Source organism: Paenibacillus sp. FSL K6-2393 (assembly GCF_038002545.1).
Lineage (GTDB): Bacteria > Bacillota > Bacilli > Paenibacillales > Paenibacillaceae > Paenibacillus.
This window is the reverse complement of record NZ_JBBOCU010000001.1, coordinates 4,026,392-4,045,778: the sequence shown is the minus strand read 5'-3', so window position 1 is coordinate 4,045,778 and position 19,387 is coordinate 4,026,392. Positions and strand designations below refer to the sequence as shown.

7 protein-coding genes are annotated in these 19,387 nt (G+C 46.5%); all 7 read left to right on the top strand.

The window, feature by feature from the left end:
• Positions 1-140: 140 nt before the first annotated feature.
• Entirely contained in the window at positions 141-7,646 is a 7,506-nt protein-coding gene (locus MHI14_RS17685) for a fibronectin type III domain-containing protein (RefSeq protein WP_341130906.1), read from the top strand.
• A 127-nt stretch (positions 7,647-7,773) separates the two neighbouring features.
• Positions 7,774-8,484 (top strand): trehalose operon repressor, encoded by a 711-nt coding sequence (gene treR / locus MHI14_RS17680; RefSeq protein WP_091031114.1) that lies wholly within the window; start codon positions 7,774-7,776, stop codon positions 8,482-8,484.
• 173 nt (positions 8,485-8,657) lie between these two features.
• Positions 8,658-11,996 (top strand): DUF5107 domain-containing protein, encoded by a 3,339-nt coding sequence (locus tag MHI14_RS17675; protein ID WP_341130905.1) that lies wholly within the window; start codon positions 8,658-8,660, stop codon positions 11,994-11,996.
• A 52-nt stretch (positions 11,997-12,048) separates the two neighbouring features.
• Positions 12,049-14,388: a beta-galactosidase gene (locus MHI14_RS17670; protein WP_341130904.1), complete on the top strand. Its 2,340-nt coding sequence runs from the start codon at positions 12,049-12,051 to the stop codon at positions 14,386-14,388.
• A 410-nt stretch (positions 14,389-14,798) separates the two neighbouring features.
• Positions 14,799-15,731: a glycoside hydrolase family 5 protein gene (locus MHI14_RS17665; RefSeq protein WP_445670372.1), complete on the top strand. Its 933-nt coding sequence runs from the start codon at positions 14,799-14,801 to the stop codon at positions 15,729-15,731.
• 179 nt (positions 15,732-15,910) lie between these two features.
• Positions 15,911-17,980 carry a bifunctional aldolase/short-chain dehydrogenase gene (locus tag MHI14_RS17660; protein ID WP_341130902.1) on the top strand — a complete coding sequence of 690 codons (2,070 nt, stop codon included), beginning with the start codon at positions 15,911-15,913 and terminating at the stop codon, positions 17,978-17,980.
• A gap of 19 nt (positions 17,981-17,999) precedes the next feature.
• The gene (gene rhaA / locus MHI14_RS17655) at positions 18,000-19,271 is read left to right on the top strand and encodes an L-rhamnose isomerase (protein WP_289392319.1); all 1,272 of its coding nucleotides are present in this window, start codon (positions 18,000-18,002) and stop codon (positions 19,269-19,271) included.
• Positions 19,272-19,387 lie beyond the last annotated feature (116 nt).

The window sequence follows — 19,387 nt, the reverse complement described above, 5'->3', positions numbered from 1 at the left end:
TGATCAAGTGTTTACATTCATGCGCTTAATCGTTATAATCAAGAAAAAATGACACTTGTTAGGGGAGGCACCCCAACTTAGGACATCGTTCCTTTGTTGGGGGGCCTCCCTTTTTTGTGTGCCAAAAAGGAGAGTAGACGTTGAAGAAATCAGGAAAACGTGTGAAGAAACAAGCGGAACAGTTAACCAAAGTGGTACTGGCATTTGCGTTATTATCACCTCAAGCCCTGTTGCTTGAATGGGGTGCAGCCACGGTAATGGCTGAAACGGTTGAAACAATCGGGATTGTATCCGACACGTCCAGCATGAAGGCTGTACAGTCATCCAAGGTGAAAGTAGAGATGAACAGTGATGGCAAATACAGAATTGTATTACTACCAAACACAAATGTATTTTACGGTGGCGATACAGGGAATGTATCTACGATTATCGACCATAATGGATCACCCGTGAACTTCAAAACGTTGCCATTGAATTATTACCGAATTAACAATAATGTGATTGAAATGTCCCGGCAAAAGGACAATGTGGAATATATTTTGCGTGTATCTATCGTTAATGCTACCTCACAAGGTGGGTACATGAAGGTTGAACTGGAAGCTATCAATCGTAGTGGAACGGCACTGAATTTGGGTGGAACATTTTATTGGGATACGATGGTGAATGGCAATGATGCATCTCCGTTTGAAGTCATCGAGAATGGATGGCGCAATTACAGCGGCGGTGTTCAGGTCACGGCTTTTTATGCCAATACGTACAATGTTGTGAATGCAGATCGTATATATATGGGCCAGTACAGCAGTCCAGACAGCGCCCAGCTCACGGGAGGGTCTTCACCTTCAGCGTTCACTCCAGGCCAGACCGTTACGGCGAGTGATACAGCTGCACAATTTTGGTGGGACGCCAAGTCAACAGCAAATCAGGCTTCACGCAAATTTTCAACCATTGTGGGGATTGGCCCCAAAAATGCTCCACCTTCATTTACCTTAACAGCACCCTCTTCGGGTCAAACCTATTACAAAGGCGAGCAACTTCAGATCTCTGGTACAACGCGAGATACGGATGTAGGCGACCAGTTGACCGTGAAATGGTCCATAGATGGTGGGTCCGAGAACATTCTGACCCAGATGACCGCAACGGGTTCTAATCAGTCTTTCAACACCAATTACACTTTGCCTGACACCCTGCCAGATGGCACACACACATTACAAGTATGGGTCATGGATGACAAAGGTGGGGTGTCCTCAGCAGGCACCGTTAACTTTACGGTAAGAAGTTTTGTTGTGCCCGGAACGCCGACATATACATTGGTTAACCCTAATAGCTTGACGGTGAATTGGGATAAGAAGGCGAATGATGCATCCGTTACGTATGAACTGAAGAATATGACGACAAATCAGATCGTGGACACAGGTACATCAAACAGTCGGCAGGTGATTGGGCTTACTCCGAATACCAGTTATTCTTTTGCCGTACGGGCCAAAAATTCAAGTGGTTCCTATACGGGTTACTCCAGTCCAGCTTCCAAGTATACACTGGCCAATCCACCCGCTGCTGCGGCTGTAACACAATCAGGCAACTCCGTTACAGCGAGTTGGAGTAATAATGGAAATCCTGCAGGTACGCATTATAAAACGGAAATACGCAGTCCAGGCGGGCAAGTCCTTGCAACGGGAACAACAACTTCCACACGTACAGCGTTTGCCCTGACCGGACTCGCGGACGGAAAATATGAAGTTTTTGTGGCGGCACTGAATGGTGAAGGGATACAGACCCCGTTTATATCCGCTGGAGAGATGATTAAAGATACGACGGGTCCAACTGCTCCGTCTGTTACAGTCACTCCATCCTCATGGACCAAGGAAGATGTTCTCGTTACGGTTGAAGAGGGAAAAGATGCCTTGAGCGGAACTCAAAAGACTGAAGTTAAAGTCGGTCCGACAGGAGAATGGCGTGAATACAGTACTCCGTTTACCGTAAGCAGTGAAGGCAACACAACTGTTATGGCACGCAGTATTGATGCGTTTGGTAATACAGGACAGGAAACGGCTGTGACAGCCAGGGTAGATCGGACGGCACCAACGCCACCTGTTATCTCGTTGAATCCGCCCGAATGGACAAAAGCGGCGGTAATCGTGACATTAACGGAAGGTACGGACGAAGCAAGTGGCATTGGTCTGACACAGTATAAGCTGGGAAGCGAGGGAGAATGGATAGACTACAAGACCCCTCTTACACTCAGTGAAGAAGGGATAACCGAGATTTACGCACAAAGTGTTGATCGGGCCGCCAATGTCAGTGCTTCCACTTCGGCAACAGCCAGAATCGACAAGACTGGGCCTGAGCAACCAACGATTACGTTAAGTGAAGAGGATTGGACGAATCAGGATGTAACTTTTGCGATAAACAGTGGTGAAGATGCGGGCAGTGGGCTTGCCAAGAGTCAATATCGACTTAACAAAGAAGGTCCCTGGATCGATTATACGGGTGAAGTGACGGTTACCGATGAGGGAGAAACGATCGTATATGCACGCTCAATTGACCGTGTAGGCAATATAAGCACATCCGCTCAGGCTACAGTTCGAATTGACAAGACAGCTCCAACCGAGCCGGTGATTAGTTTAAGTCCTTCTGGATGGAGTAAAGAACATGTGCAATTCACTATCGCTGGAAGTGTGGATGAACAAGCGATATCCTATGAATACAGCATGAATGATGCCCCGTATATGACAGGAAGTAGCGGTACAGTTAGTACAAACGGCGCTACCACCATTCGGGCCCGAGCAAGAGATACCGTTGGTAATGTGAGCAAGGAAGTGAGTCGAATCGCCTATGTGGATCAGATGGCTCCAACGATAACATTTGCTCCGAACGGACATGGCTGGACGGACATGGATATATCCACTACCATTCAGTATGCCGACGCCCACTCAGGCATTCAGGAACTGGAACGATTCTATCAAGTTACGAACAGTGCAGAATCACCGGAGCATTGGCTTGAAGCCCGCTCTGACCAGCATAAAATATCCATCGAATCGGAAGGTATATGGTACATCCATGCGAAAACCATGGACAGAGCAGGGAATACATATGAGACAACATCATCACCTTACCATATTCAACGCAAGCCCCAGCAACCGACTCATGTGAAAACGACACAGATCGCTGAGACTTCAGCTGAACTTACAGTGGATTTGCCAACTGGGGAAAGGTATACCGATGGATATCAGTATGAGATAACGAATAAAACAACAGGACAGTCATGGACACTGGATTATCCTAACCACAGTATAATCGATCACTCTCTAAGTGGTGGTCAGGTCTATGAATATGAAGTTAGAGTGAGAAACCATACCGGAGTAAGTGATGCAGTAATCGCTCAAGTATTAACTATCCCGGCAGCTCCCGGAACGTTGCGCGTTCGAAAAGTAGATTCGCAACCCAATTTGGCCGAAATTCAATTTGATTCAGTACGAGGAGCAGATGCTTACCGCATCATCGCGACTACTTCGGACGGTGCCACCGTATTTGATCAGACGGTATCTGATCCGGGTAGCCTTCCCTACGTCAGCAACCTCGTTCCAGGAACCATTCATAACATTTCGGTAACGGCAATGAATGAAAGTGGCGCAGGTGGTAGCAGTAGGACCGGATTTCTCACACTGCCGGCAATGCCCGGTGAGTTTATGGCCGTTCAGATTCGGGAGCATGATATTTCATTAACGTGGGATACGGTGACTTCTGCAACATATTATGGTCTTTCTCGTGATGGAACAGCTATATATGAAGGAGAGCAGACGGAGTATCTGGATTCAGGTCTGGATAGTGGCACGGAGTACAGCTATGCGTTAATTGCCGGAAACGAGACAGGACCAGGGCCCTTGGCAGGATTACCTTTGTTCAAGACGTTACCTGGGCAGGTGACCAGCTTACACGTATCGGATGCTTCCACAACGAGCCTTCGTCTGAATTGGGATGCAGTACGAGGAGCCGATCGTTATGAGTTATGGTTGAATGGAGAGAAGTCCGGAACGGTTCCTGTCGGAACCCAAGAATGGGTCTTTGCGAGCCTGGATTCGGGAACATCATATCAACTGGCTGTTCAAGCGGTGAACGGAAGTGGACAAGGGATGCGCAGTTCGGTATCAGGAACAACGCTACCGGAGAGCCCATCGGGACTTCACGTTGTTCAAGTAACTGAACAGGGAGCAATCTTGAGCTGGGAGCCTGTCGTTGGGGCAACGAAATATCGGGTGGTCATCGATGGACAGAGCCATGAGATATCAGATACACAACTCGCAGTTCACCACCTGTCAAGCAGTCGTGAGTATACCTATGAAGTACAGGCGGGCAATGCTGCCGGGTACGGTGCATCCACCAGTAGTACAATTCTTACGCTACCTAGCAGGCCGGAAGGACTAAATGTCACATCGACTGATGAGACAAGTATGGGACTTGCATGGCAAGCTGTAGATACGGCGAATCTCTATATTGTGAAAATCAATGGAACAGAAGTGGGCAGAACATCAGAACTGGCCTACACGGCTGAGGAATTGTTGCCAGGTACAGAGTACGCTTTGGAAGTTCAGGCTGTGAATGCTTCTGGATCAGGTGAAACAGCTCAGCTCATTCAATTGTCCAAACCTGCGCCGCCTGCCGAAGTACTTGTTGATCCAGGAGTTCATCGTGCAAAAGTTTCTTGGTCTGTCGTGGAAGGTGCCGCTGAATACGTGATTGAGCAGAATGGCAAGGAGATTTATAGGGGAATGGAGAATGAAGCAACGATTACAGGACTCCAGGATGGAACGTGGCATCGCTATCAACTATGGGCGACAAACAGACAGGGGACTCGTTCTGAAGCGACGGATGTATCTCTACTGACTTTGCCTGAGAAACCCGCTAAGGTTGCAGTATATGATGTGGCAAAAAACAGCCTAGGTCTGGATTTCAGTAACACTGGTGTCCAAGGGGCAGATCATTATGTCATTGAACGGGATGGAAGAGAGATCGCTCAGATGGATTCTAGTGAAACCCAATTTGTAGACAAGGATCTGTCGCCAGGAACGAAATACACTTATGTAATTCGGGCAGTCAATGCGAGTGGAACGAGTGGGCCGCTTACTTTCAGTGTAATGACTCAAACGTTGCCATTGGTTGCAGAAAGTATAACAGTGAAAGCCGGAACACATGCGGTGGATCTGGCTTGGGATGTTGTTAAGGGAGCGGCTGCATATGAGATTCGTAATCGGATAACGGGAGATGTACAGAGCGTGTCTGAACCGTCTGTACATCTCAATAGCATGCTGGATGGCACAGTGTATGAATTCGAACTTGTTGCGATTAATGAAGATGGTCATCGGTCTGAACCTATTCAGATTCAGGTTTTAACGAAGCCCATCTCACCTCAGACGGCAGGCATAACACACATCACAGATCAGACTGCGGTACTGGACCTGACTGGAAGCTCCACACGGGGAGCAGAGCAATTCGTCATTATGCGGGATGGTGTTGAAGTCGCTAAGGTTCCAGCAGATCAAGCTTCATTTGAAGATAATGGACTGACACCAGGCGAGCATTACACGTATACCATCAAAACATCAAATGCAACGGGGGAGAGTGATTCCGGTTTCGAAGTTCACTTGCGCACGTTGCCCGCGACCATTAATGAACCTTTACATGCAAGCATGATTGGGGAAAAGGAGGGATTGATCTCTTGGCCTAAGGTACAAGGGGCGGAGGGATATACCATACGTATCGGAGATCAGATGTTCACCACTATAGAAGAAGGGGATATCACAGAGGTGAAATTAACTCATTTGGAGAGTGCAACCCGATATGATCAGGTACAGATTATTCCTTATAATACGGCTGGTTCAGGAAGCCCAATGACCGTGACTCCTTTTTACACCGTGCCTCATGTGGATTCACTGGAAATGAAGATATACCCCGAGACAGATCACGCCAAACTGGAATGGGACTTCCCATTTGGGAACGAAACATTTGTTGTATTGCTGGATGGTACAGAAGTATACCGAGGCAAACAAAAAGAGTTTATTATTGATCAACTGGATGCAGGTAAGCAGTACCCGATTCAAATCTACACAGAGAATGATCAGGGAGATACATCGGAGAAGCTCATGTATTCTGTCCTGACCAAGCCAGCAGCTCCGGTCAAAGTGGAGTATCATTCGGCGAAGGACCACATTCGTCTTATATTGGAACAGAGCCGGGTCGAAGGTGCCGAGCAGTTCATCATTGAGCGTGACGGTGTGGAGGTTGCTCGTGTTCCTGCAGATGAACTGTTCTATGACGACAAGGGACTTGAACCGGGCGTGAACTATACCTATACAGTGAAGACCATGAATGCGTCGGGCAGTAGTGATGGTGGTTATTACCTTCATGCAATGACTTTGCCCGGTAGTGCTGCTTCACCTCCTGTAGTAGAGGGACGTTCCATGTATGGTGCAGACATCGTATGGGAACTGATTCCCGGTGCTGCGGGTTATCGAATCTATCGAAATGAAGAGCTTGTGGGAACAACAACGGAGACATCAATACATGTGTCTGAATTAATCAGTGCAGAGCGTTATACTGACTTTGCAATCATTCCATTTAATGAGGCAGGGGAGGGTGAGGCACTCCAGGTTCCGGAATTCGAGACGTTGCCTTCCGAGGAACTGACAGTAGCAGCCATAGCGCAAGGTACTAATACGATTAAGCTAACTTGGGAACTGGATTCCATGAATGAGGTGATTGTGATCACCCATAAAGATCGTGAGATCTACCGTGGCACCGAGCGTAGTCATGTATGGTCAGGGCTGAATGCCGAGCAGCATTATGAGGTGGAAGTATGGACGGAGAATTCAGCAGGTGAGAAAAGTGAAAGCAAACGGGCCGCAGCCATGACTTTTCCGTATCCACCATCCGCTTGGAGCGGTAGTGGTACAGCTTCAAATCCAGCAGGTACTTCGGTAAAAGCCGATGAGGTGAGTTCACAACCTGAACCTTCTGATGAGCAACCTGAGTTACCTGCGAAAAAAAATATCAAATTTATTGATATCAGCCAAACATTCAATAAAGACCAGATCACCTGGCTGGCGGAACAAAATATCATTCAAGGTGTAAGTGAAACTCGCTTCGAACCACGCCGTCCGATCACGCGTGCAGAGTTCACCGCATTGATCGTGCGTTTGATGGGGGTGGACACAATGGTTAATGAACACCATGGATTTCAGGATGTAAACGATGATGATTGGTTCGCTCCTGAGATTAAGGCAGCCGTTCATCATGAGATGGTTCAAGGGATGGGGAACGGCAAATTCGCTCCGTATGCACTGGTAACACGTGAACAGGCATCTAAGATTATAGCAAATGTTGTTCGTAAAATCAGACCGGAACCGCTTACTTCCCCAAGAGCGTTTACCGACCAGACTGATGTATCATATTGGGCCCAAGAAGAAGTGCAGGAACTTGCGGGTTTGTACATGATTACCGGATATGAAGATGGCAGCTTCCGTCCCATGCAGCATTTGAGCAGATCCGAAGCTGCAGCGCTGATCTTCCGCTTAAATAAGCTGATTCAAGTCATGGATGAGAACCGTACAGATCAAGTGAAGAAAGCGTCAGCGTTTGATCGTCATATCTAAATTGAATTGATTCTTACATGTGATACTGCAAGCATCGCTAGTAACGACATTACCGCTTGATTGGTTTTTAATGCTATAATGGTTGCCAATATGATAAAAAAAGGGTAATGAACAATGGTGATGAATAATGAATAATAAATTTATCCGGATATATGAAGATATTGCAGATCGTATTCGGACCGGAGAGATTGAGGCAGGGACGCTGCTTCAATCGGAACTGGATCTATCGGAAAGTTATCAAACGTCTCGAGAGACTATTCGCAAAGCATTGAAAATGTTGTACGAAGAAGGTTACATTCAGAAGATTCAAGGCAAGGGCTCGATTGTACTGGACATACGCAAGATCGATTTTCCCATCTCAGGTCTAGTTAGCTTCAAGGAATTAGCCAAAAAAATGGGACATCGCGCTCAAACGTATGTGAAGGTTTTCGAGGAGCAACAAGTGGATCAGGCGTTGCATAAGAATATTAACTTTGGTCTGAATGAACAGGTCTGGGCGATCAGACGTGTTCGCAAAGTGGATGGAGAGCATGTCATACTGGACAAAGATTACATTAGCCAGCGGCTTGTTCCTGGGCTCAGTAAAGAGATCTGTAATGATTCCATCTATGAGTACATTGAGCAAGAGCTGGGGCTTTCCATTTCGTTTGCCAAAAAAGAGATTTTGGTGGAAGAACCCACCGCTGAGGACAGGGAACTGCTTGACCTTGAAGGGTTCCATAATGTGGTTGTGGTGAGGAGCCAAGTGTACCTGGAGGATGCCAGTCAATTTCAGTATACGGAATCGAGGCATCGACCGGACAAGTTCAGATTTGTGGATTTTGCGCGTCGCAGATAAGTTAATCAAGAACGATCAGAGAGTACCTTTCACTGCATTATTCAGTGGATAGGTACTCTCTTTGGTTATATGGGAATCCGAAGATCGTCCATCAAGAACCGCTTAATGTCAATGTTCTTCCTGCATGTCGGAGCGTATGATCACAATATATACGAGGCCGAGGAGTGAGCGAATTGAATCACGTGACAGCGACATCAAATGTTCGCATATGGGAAGAAACCAGAGATATTCCAACCTATGGTACAGGTAAACCGGACAAAAATCCGATGTTTCTTGAAAAGAGAATCTACCAGGGGAGTTCGGGGAAGGTGTACCCGCATCCCGTGATCGACAGCATTGAAGATGATGCCAAAATGAAATCTTATCGATTAGTTATTCTCGAAAATGAATATGTACGTATTGAGATGATGCCCGAACTGGGTGGACGGATCTATCGTGCGCTGGATCGGACCAACAACTACGATTTTGTATATTATAACCGGGTGATTAAACCTGCACTTGTGGGTCTGGCAGGGCCATGGATTTCCGGAGGAATTGAATTCAACTGGCCACAGCATCATCGGCCCAACACGTTTGGCCCAGTCGATTATACATTTGACAATAATGAAGATGGAAGCGCTACCGTGTGGGTGGGTGAGATTGATCGCATGTATGGTACCAAAATGACCGCTGGCTTCACATTACATCCCGGCAAAGCCTATCTTGAAATCCATGCCGAGGTATACAATCGCACCAGCGTACCTCAAACTTTTCTATGGTGGGCCAACCCGGCTGTAGCCGTCAACGAGCATACGCAATCCGTCTTTCCACCCGATGTAACGGCTGTGCTGGACCACGGAAAACGGGACGTATCCCGCTTTCCAATCGCAACGGGCACTTATTACAAGATGGACTATTCCGAAGGTGTGGATATCTCGCGCTACAAAAACATACCGGTTCCAACATCCTATATGGCGTATAAGTCGGATTATAATTTTGTAGGGGGTTATGACCACGGGGTTCAGGCGGGTTTGTTGCATGTAGCCAATCATCATATTTCTCCGGGCAAGAAGCAATGGACCTGGGGGAACGGGGAATTCGGGCAAGCCTGGGATCGACAGTTAACGGACGAGGATGGACCATATATTGAATTAATGACAGGGATCTATACCGATAATCAGCCTGATTTTACATGGTTACAGCCTTATGAAGCGAAATCATTTTCACAGTATTTTATGCCGTATAAAGGAATTGGTATGGTCAAAAATGCATCGATTGATGCAGCGGTTAATCTAAAAAAGGATGAAACGACCGGAATGGTAACCGTGATGGTATATGCGACGTCGGTTTTTGAACAAGTGACCGTTGAAGTGATAGGTCCAACCACGGTATATCTCCATGAGAGATGTAATATCTCACCTTCGGAACTATATAAATATTCATTCCCGTGGAGCGGACAAGATGAATGGCATCAGTTGAAGTTAAGTGTTCGAAGTGCGGAAGGAAGAGTACTCGTGGCCTATCAGCCTGAACGTTCTGAGATTCAGGAAGTTCCAGATCCGGCCACACCACTCCCGTTACCATCCGAGATTCGTACGAATGAACAACTATATCTGGCTGGTCTTCATTTGGAGCAATATCGGCATGCCACGTATGAACCGGAACCTTATTATCTGGAAGGGTTGAAGCGTGATGCAACGGATCTTCGTCTAAACATTGCGTATGGCACATTGCTGCTGCGCAGAGGGTTGTTTCAAGATGCAGAGAAGCATTTCAGACAGGCCGTTCAATCGCTGACGTGGAAAAATACGAATCCATATGATAGTGAAGCATTTTACCAACTCGGTCTGAGTTTGAAACTACAGGGGAAACAGGAAGAAGCCTACGCAGCACTGTATAAAGCCGTATGGTCTGCACAGTATCAGGATACGGGTTATTATATGCTTGCTCAGATCGATACAGTGTTACATCGGGAGCTGGAAGCGCTGGATCACATCGAACGTTCGCTGATTCGTAACAGTAGAAACTACAAGGCTCGGCATCTGAAGGTGTGTCTGCTGCGCAGGTTGGGTCAAGATAAACGGGCCCTCCAATATGCGTATGAAACGTTGGAACTGGACCCGGTTGAATTTGGAGCTGCACATGAATTAGTCCTGATCTACAGCGGAGCGACTGCACCTTCAGAGAGAGAACAAGCGGAGCAAGCACGTGAACATTTCCATCGTCTGATGCGAGGAGACGTTTATAATTATCTGAATGTAGCCGCAGATTACGCGGATAGTGGGTTGTGGGAAGAAGCACTGACGGTACTCTCGTATGTTGAATCCGAAAATTCACAGCCGTATCCTTTGGTTGGTTATGCTAAGGCTTACTTGTATCGTCAGCTGGGGGATGTGGAGCAGGCCCGGGAATGTCAAAGACAAGGGAAAGCTGCTCCAACGGATTATTGTTTTCCTAATACGTTATTTGAATTCATGGTGCTTCAGGATGTATTGGTAGTGGATTCGAATGATGCGCGTGCTCACTATTACCTGGGAAATTGGCTATATGATCATAAACGCTACGAGGAAGCGATCACTCATTGGGAAACTTCACGCGAGGTGGATGCTGCATATTCGACTGTACATCGGAATCTGGGACTGGCTTATTATAACAAGCTGAATCGCCCCGATCTTGCACTGGCATCATTAGAGGAAGCTTTCCGGTTGGATACACAGGATGCCCGAATCTTCTACGAGTTGGATCAATTGCACAAGAAGATAGGGCATTCCTGCGAGCATCGAATCAAATTGCTGGAACAACATATGGAGTTGGTTCACCACCGTGATGATCTGTATATCGAGTGGGTGACTTTACTGAATATGCAAGGTAGCCATCAAGAAGCATGGAATGCCCTTCAGACCCGGCGGTTTCATCCATGGGAAGGTGGAGAAGGCAAGGTAACTGGACAATATCTTACGGCACTGACAGAACTGGCGAAGCAAAACCTGGAGAAAGAACAACCTGAACTAGCAATGGAGCTGTTGCAGAAGGCATTAGTTTACCCGGAGAACTTAGGTGAAGGTAAGCTGGAGGGAGCCGGAGACAATCCAGTTTACTTTTATCTTGGCTGTGCCTACCAGCAACTGAAGAATGATCAGGCGGCAGAGGAGAATTTCCACAGAGCATCAATCGGTTTGAATGAACCGGCAAGCGCGATGTTTTATAATGATCAACCGCCGGAATCCATCTATTATCAGGGTCTAGCCTGGCAGAAACTTGGCAATGTGAAGGAAGCAAACCGACGCTTTAACAAACTCATTGACTATGCGGAAAGACATATGCATGATCACATCCGAATGGATTATTTTGCGGTATCTCTGCCCGATTTTCTAGTATTCGACGACGATCTCAATCAGCGAAATGAAGAACATTGCCGGTATATGCGGGCATTGGGTCTTCTGGGACTGGGTCGGACGAGTGAAGCCAAACTTGAGTTGGAGCGGGTACTGGAGAAAAACCCGAATCATCAAGGGGCAATCATCCATCGATAATTGATAATCGATTCTACCATATCCCATCTATATCAAAGGAGTTATATAATCCATGAACGATAGTATAGCAGGAAGCCATATTCGCTTTATATTGGACGCGGAAGATAAGGACATTCGTGCGGGTCGCATGACTGGCAGTGGCGGCAAAAGCCCACGAGGGGAATCGTATGATTTTACCAACTATTATATGACTCGTAATGCTAAACCCCATATTCCTGTGGTAGGTGAATTTCATTTCTCCAGATTCGCTTACTTACAGTGGGAAGAAGAATTACTGAAGATGAAGGCAGGCGGGGTGAGCATTGTCGCTTCCTATGTTTTCTGGAATTTTCACGAGGAGCAGGAAGGGGAATTTAATTGGTCAGGAAACCTGAATTTGCGGCACTTTGTGGATCTGTGTGGCAAACATGAGCTGCCGCTGATCGTGCGAATTGGTCCATTCTGTCATGGAGAAGTGCGTAATGGTGGAATGCCGGATTGGCTATTCAGTTATCCAATCGAAGTCAGGTCGAACGATGAAGGATATCTGTATTACGCCAAGCGATTATACCGGGAGATTGCCCGTCAGCTCAACGGCTGTTTTTATCAGGAGGGTGGCCCTGTTATCGGGGTACAGTTGGAAAATGAGTACATGCACGCTGGCGCACCCATGGATGCATGGGGGTATACCCGCGAAAAATACATTACCTCCGGCCGGGATGGACGAGAACATCTGAAGATGCTTCGCCATATTGCCGAAGAAGTCGGTATGAAGCCGATGTTCTATACTGCCACGGCCTGGGGTAATGCTGCGGTGCCTGATGAAGGAACATTACCGATGCTGGCGGGGTATGCGTACACACCATGGATTCCCAATCAGCCTCCAAGCCGGGAGTATTTGTTCCGGGATCTGCATATGAATCCTGTGGAAGAAGTGGATTATGACAGTCTGGAGTATCCTGCTGCGTATTGCGAGCTTGCTGGTGGCATGCAGGTCAGTTATCACGCTCGGCCGGTTGTTGATGCGGACAGTGTCGAGGCGATGACCATTGTGAAACTTGCGAACGGCAGCAATCTGGTTGGGTATTATATGTATCACGGGGGGACCAATCCGATAGGCAAAAATTCATATATGAACGAGCAGGCATTGCCGAAAATGACGTATGATTACCAATCGCCACTCGGGGAATTTGGACGTGTTGGTGAATCGTATGACCGCATTCGAAGCTTGTCCATGTTCCTGGAAGCATACGGTGAGTTGCTTGCGCCAATGGGCTGTGTTATACCTGATGGTCAACAATCTATAACCCCGGAGAACACATTGGAGCTGCGTTGGTCTGTTCGGCAACAAGATGGCTCTGGATTTCTGTTCATAAATAATTATCAGGATCATGTGGCGTTGCCTGATCGAGATATACAATTGGAACTGCATACCAGCAAAGGGACTGCTTTTTATCCAAGAGAAGGAACGATGCAGTTGAAATCCGGCATGGCAGCCATTCTGCCTTTCCATATGAATCTGAATGGAATGAAGATCATTAGTGCTACCGTTCAGCCACTGACCCGATTTATGGTAAATCAGGAGCTCACGGTTGTGTTTTATACCCATGAAGGTATGGCGCCTGAGTATGTTATTGATGCAACATCTGTTACAAATGTGGATATGCCCGAAGGTACAGTATCTGAGCAGGGAAATGAGGTTGTGATACACCCGATTGCCGGCAAGGGCCATCATCTGCGAATCACGACATCGGATGGGGTGGGAATACGAATCATTACGTTGACCCGTGAAGAGGCATTACATGCCTACCGTTTCCGTGTCGGCGGAGAAGAAAGGCTTGTAATTAGCGGCAGCCATCTGTATGTACAGAATGAGATGCTCATATGTACATCCGTGGAGCAACCAGAGATGGAGGTATCCTTTTATCCGGCTCCAGAGCATGTTTCAGCTTCTAAATATGCTGTGTCATCCCAGTCGAAGCAGGGAATATTCGGTACGTACACATTCCAAGTTTCGCCTTACGAGCCTGCTGTAGAGGTTGATTATCCCAAAGAGTATGCAGCAACACTGAAATTGGACACAGCGTGGCCGGAACAAGTAGATGACGTGTGGATCGAGATTGATTATGAAGGAGACGTCGCTGCAGCACATATTCATCATCAGATGTTAACAGATCATATTCACTATGGGCACAGCTGGATGCTTGGTTTGAAGCAATCCCGTCATTTGCTGGCTGATCACGCGCTTCGTCTGTCTATAACTCCAATTCGAAAAGGGACGACTGAGAGTTATGTTAATCAGGCTTATGTGGAGCGGTTTGAGGGCGTGGAGATCGGGAAGTTTAATGAGATTTGGGTGAGACCACAGTATCGGGTGGGGGTGGTATTGGCGGGAGTTAGGGAAGACACATAGTCTAAATCAGGGATTAAACAACAGATAAACAAGACTGAAACAAGAGTTAACTGACGTTAATAATACAGAGGGTTCTTTCTCCGAACGATTGTGAGGGGAGAGAGCCTTTTTTGCTGTGTTATGTAAAAAAAATGATTCCTAATCATGGTAAAAAGATCTTGACTGGTAAGCGTTTTCAATTTATTATAACTTCATAACCTTAACGATAAAGTTTATTTAGACTAAATAACGTAACTATAATAAAGTTATTAGTCGTTTATTTACTAACAAAAAAACTTCTATTACCAACGATTTTAGTTAACTTATTGCCTAGAGCAGGGTTAATTGAAATAAAAAAAACAAATACAGGAGGTTCCAAACGAATGGTTAATCTGAAAAAGTGTACAATCTTCACGGTTATTGCTGCTCTTATGTTCATGGTATTAGGGAGTGCAGCACCCAAAGCATCTGCTGCCTCAGGATTTTATGTAAGCGGTAACAAATTGTATGATTCCACAGGTAAAGCTTTTGTCATGAGAGGTGTTAATCACGGACATTCCTGGTTCAAGAATGATTTGAATACCGCTATCCCTGCAATCGCCAAAACAGGTTCCAATACGGTACGCATTGTTCTTTCGAATGGTAGCCTGTACACCAAAGATGATCTGAACGCTGTTAAAAATATTATTAATGTGGTTAACCAAAATAAAATGATAGCTGTACTTGAAGTACATGACGCCACAGGGAAAGATGATTATAATTCGTTGGATGCGGCAGTGAACTACTGGATTAGCATTAAGGAAGCTTTGATTGGCAAAGAAGATCGGGTCATCGTCAACATCGCCAACGAATGGTATGGAACGTGGAATGGAAGTGCGTGGGCTGATGGTTACAAAAAAGCCATTCCGAAACTCCGGAATGCGGGAATTAAAAATACGCTAATTGTGGATGCAGCCGGATGGGGACAGTTCCCTCAATCCATCGTGGATTATGGACAAAGTGTATTTGCAGCCGATTCACAGAAAAATACCGTCTTCTCCATTCATATGTATGAGTATGCTGGCAAAGATGCTGCAACGGTCAAAGCCAATATGGAGAATGTGCTGAACAAAGGATTGGCTCTGATCATTGGTGAATTCGGGGGATATCACACAAACGGTGATGTGGACGAGTATGCCATCATGAGATATGGTCAGGAAAAAGGGGTAGGCTGGCTTGCCTGGTCTTGGTACGGAAACAGCTCCGGTCTGAACTATCTGGACATGGCCACAGGTCCGAACGGAAGCTTAACGAGCTTTGGCAACACCGTAGTTAATGATACCTATGGTATTAAAAACACTTCCCAAAAAGCGGGGATTTTCTAATCCGCCGATGATACAGGAACACTCTGACGTTCACGTCAGGGTGTTTTTTTAATAATATACCTCAATCTATGATGACTTTTGAATATTTCCGTTTGGTTTTAAAATATTTTGTTTTCAAAATAAAACAAAGATGTTAAACTCGGATTAGGAATAAAACAAACATTATCGGAGGGAAACAAATGGTACAGAGTTTATGGAATGCATCGCAGGCATCTGAGAAAACAACAGGACTTGAGCAGTTGGTTTACCGATCTAATCTCATTGGTTCTGATCGCAGTGTATGTAACATCTACGGTGGTAATACGTCTACCAAAACGACAGTGAAGGATTTTCGTGGTCGTGATGTAGAAGTAATGTATGTGAAGGGAAGCGGCTCTGATCTGGGTTCCATGGAAGCGAAACATTTTACCGGACTTGGGCTCGAAGACATAAGGCCATTAATTGAACGTGAATCCATGTCGGATGAAGAGATGGTTGAATATCTGGGACATTGCATGATTGATGCCAAGCACCCGCGCGCCTCCATCGAGACTCTTCTGCATGCGTTCCTTCCATATAAACATGTGGATCATACGCACCCGGATGCGATTATCAGCCTGTGTTGTGCGCATAACGGCAAGGAATTGGCGAAAGAGATCTACGGTGATCGTTTTGTATGGGTGCCTTACGTACGTCCTGGGTTTACGTTATCTAAAATGATTGCTGAAAGCGTATTCTCGAATCCCAATGCCGAACTCGTACTGATGGAAAAACACGGACTTGTGACGTGGGGAGAAACATCCGAGGAATGTTACGCTCAAACGATCAAGATTATCAATGAAGCAGAAGCTTTCATCGAAGCACGGGTGAACGAAGAAAGTTTGTTTGGTGGTGTGAAACACCCGGCACTCGCCGCTGATGTTCGTCGTCAGATCGTATCACGTGTGATGCCAACGATTCGTGGAGCGGTATCGGATAGCAAAAAAATGATTTTGTCCTTTGATGATCAAGAGGACGTACTTGCTTTTGTGGGCGGAGCAGATTCCCCGGAATTGTCTCAGGTGGGTGCAGCTTGCCCGGATCATCTGGTACATACCAAAGTGGTACCTCTGTTCATCGATTGGACACCGGATGCAGAAGATATTGAAGGTTTAAAAGCCAAGCTGGTAGAAGGTGTGGCTGCCTACAAAGAGCAATATCAACAGTATTTTGAGAGCAACAAAAACGAAGGTGATGTCATGTTCGAATCGGCACCTCGCGTTATCCTGATTCCTGGTGTGGGCATGATCAACACAGGCAAGAGCTGGGCGCTTTCCCAAGTAAGCGGAGCGTTGTATCACAGAGCCATTGCTGTTATGCGTGGAGCTACTAGCTTGGGTCAATTCGTATCGCTCAGTGCAAACGAGTCTTACAATGTGGAGTACTGGCCGCTGGAACTGTATAAATTGTCTCTGGCCCCGGCAGAAACTGAATTCTCCCGTAAAGTGGCGTTTATTACAGGCGGCGCAGGTGGTATCGGAAGTGAAACAGCGCGTAGATTGGTATCAGAAGGCGCGCATGTGGTGCTCGCTGATCTCAATCTGGAAGGCGCACAGAAGGTAGCACAGGAAATTAATGATCAGTACGGTGCGAATCGTGCTTATGCGCTGAAAATGGACGTGACCGATGAGGAAGCTGTTCAATCTGCTTATGCTGATGTTGCGGTGCAATATGGCGGAGTGGATATCATCGTGAACAATGCAGGATTGGCCACATCCAGCCCATTTGACGAAACTTCCCTGAAAGAATGGAACCTGAACATGAATGTACTGGGCACAGGGTATTTCCTCGTGGCTCGTGAAGCCTTCAAGCTGATGAAACAACAGGGCATTGGGGGAAGCATGGTATTTATCGGTTCCAAGAACTCGGTGTATGCAGGTAAAAGTGCTTCTGCTTACAGTTCAGCGAAAGCGCTGGAAGCGCATCTGGCACGCTGTATCGCAGCAGAAGGTGGAGAGTATGGCATTCGTGTCAACACGATTCTTCCGGATGCCATTCTACAGGGTTCAGCAATCTGGAACGGTTCCTGGAGAAACGAACGTGCAGCGGCATACGGAATTGAACCGGATCAATTGGAAGAGTATTATCGCAAACGGACGACATTGCTCGTGAATATCTATCCAAGAGATATTGCAGAAGGAATTGCATTCTTTGCTTCTTCGAAATCCGAAAAAACAACCGGTTGCATGATGACCATTGATGGCGGTGTACCTGCAGCATTTACACGTTAAAATAGGAGGGTTCTTGCGGATGGATAACCAAGTCAAGCAAGCGTATGAAGCAGCCAAGGCATTGTATGCCCAGCACGGAATTGATACGGACGTGGTACTGAACAAACTCGCGGAGATCAAAGTATCCGTACACTGCTGGCAAGGCGACGATGTCAAAGGCTTTCTGAATAAAGATGGGGAGTTAACAGGTGGCATTTCCGTTACAGGTCAATATCCGGGGGCTGCGACCACACCTGCAGAGCTTCGTAATGATCTGGAGCAAGCTTTTGCTCTGATTCCCGGCAAACATAAGGTCAATCTGCACGCGATTTACACGGATACAGACGAGCAGGTTGAACTGGATCGGATTGAGCCAAAGCATTATGACAACTGGGTGAAATGGGCCAAAGAACAAGGACTTGGTCTGGACTTCAACCCAACATGTTTTTCCCATGAGAAATCAAGTGACGGGTTCACGCTCAGTCATCCAGACCCTGAGATTCGCAAGTTCTGGATTGATCACTGCAAGGCGTCCCGCCGGATTGGTGCTTACTTTGGGGAACAGCTTGGTCAGACTTGTGTAACCAATGTATGGGTACCGGACGGATTCAAGGATAATCCGGTTGACCGGTTGACACCACGCAAACGTCTCAAAGAATCTCTGGATGAAGTATTCGGCGAACCACTTAACCCGGAGCACAACCTGGACGCGGTAGAGAGTAAGCTGTTTGGTCTGGGTTCGGAAGCATATGTGGTTGGTTCTCATGAATTCTATATGGGTTACGGATTGCAAAATGATACGTTGATCTGTCTTGATGCAGGTCATTTCCATCCAACTGAGGTTATTTCCAATAAACTGTCGTCCTTGTCTCTGTTTACAAGTGGCATTCTGCTTCACGTAAGTCGCCCGATGCGTTGGGACAGTGACCATGTGGTAATTATGGACGATGAGTTGCTGGAAATTGCCCGTGAACTGGTTCGACATGATCTGCTTGCGACCACACATATTGGATTGGATTTCTTTGATGCAAGCATTAACCGTGTAGCTGCATGGGTTGTGGGTACACGTAATACGATCAAAGCCCTTCTCCGAGCGATGCTCGAACCGGTGGATGCCTTGAAACAAGCCGAGTTGGAAGGAGATTACACCCTGCGTCTCGCGTTAACGGAAGAGTTCAAATCCTATCCGTTTGGCGCGATCTGGGACTACTATTGTGCTCAGCAAGGCGTTCCAGTTCGTGAAAAGTGGATCACCGATATCAAAACCTATGAACAAGACGTATTGCTACAGCGTGAAAAATCATTGGTGTAACCGTATTTATTTTTCGTATAAACCACTGTGGAATGAATATTCCATGGTGGTTTTTTTAGCATAATCACTTTGAAATGCATAAGTAAGGCGATTGCTTCCATACTAGGAATATAGAT